Annotated in this window: 3 protein-coding genes; all 3 read left to right on the top strand. The window is 31.3% G+C overall.

The window, feature by feature from the left end:
- Window positions 1-387: outer membrane protein assembly factor BamD (locus tag B3J44_RS04565; protein WP_286966089.1), on the top strand; the 387-nt coding region annotated here is incomplete at its 5' end.
- A 9-nt stretch (window positions 388-396) separates the two neighbouring features.
- Entirely contained in the window at window positions 397-714 is a 318-nt protein-coding gene (locus B3J44_RS04560; protein ID WP_008463064.1) for a DNA-directed RNA polymerase subunit omega, read from the top strand.
- Between the two features lie 7 nt (window positions 715-721).
- A partial coding sequence (locus tag B3J44_RS04555; protein ID WP_286966088.1) for a flavoprotein occupies window positions 722-957 on the top strand: 236 nt, incomplete at its 3' end.

The following is a 957-nucleotide window of genomic DNA, read 5'->3' as shown; positions in this document are numbered from 1 at the left end:
TTTATTGATAATTATCCAAACTCTGAATATATTCCTCAAGCAAATGAGGCTGTTCAAAAGTTAAATGGCAAATTAGAGAAAAAAGCATACGAAAATGCTAAAGGATACAATACAATTTCAGATTATAAATCGGCTTTGATCGCTTTTGATAACTTTATTGCTGATTTTCCTGGAACACCTTTTAAAGAAGATGCATTGTTTTATAAATACGATTCAGCATACAAATTGGCAATTAATAGTATTCCTGCAAAAATGGAAGAACGTTTGCATGTTGCACAAACAGCTTATGCTAATTTGATGAAGTTTAAAAGCGATACAAAATATAAGAAAGAGGCAGACGAAATGAATGCCAGAGTTGAAACAGATTTACAAAAATTTACTAAATAAAATAAAGTCATGGATTTAAAAAAGACGAATGCTCCTGTAAACACAATAACTTATAATAAAACAGTTATTGAAGAGCCAACAGGAAATGTGTATGAGGCAATTACCATTATGGCTAAAAGAGCAAATCAAATTAATTCAGAGATTAAAAAAGAATTGACTGAAAAATTAGAAGAGTTTGCGACTTACAATGATAGTCTAGAAGAAGTTTTTGAAAATAAAGAACAAATTGAAGTTTCTAAATTTTACGAAAAATTACCAAAACCACACGCTTTAGCTGTTCAAGAATGGTTAGACGGTAAAACTTACCACAGAAGTTCAAACAAATAATAGTACAATGTCAGTTTTAAACGGGAAAAAGATTTTACTGGGTGTTTCTGGTGGAATCGCAGCGTATAAAACAGCCACTTTAGTACGACTTTTTATAAAAGCAGGTGCACATGTCCAAGTGATAATGACACCTGCTTCTAAGGATTTTGTAACCCCACTTACATTATCAACCTTATCAAAAAATCCTGTACATTCAAGTTTCTTTAATCAAGATGACGAAGATGAAGTTTGGAACAATCACGT

The organism is Flavobacterium sp. UBA4854, assembly GCF_002399805.1.
In the GTDB taxonomy this organism is placed as follows: domain Bacteria; phylum Bacteroidota; class Bacteroidia; order Flavobacteriales; family Flavobacteriaceae; genus Flavobacterium; species Flavobacterium ginsengisoli.
This window is presented reverse-complemented; position numbering and strand designations above follow the sequence as displayed.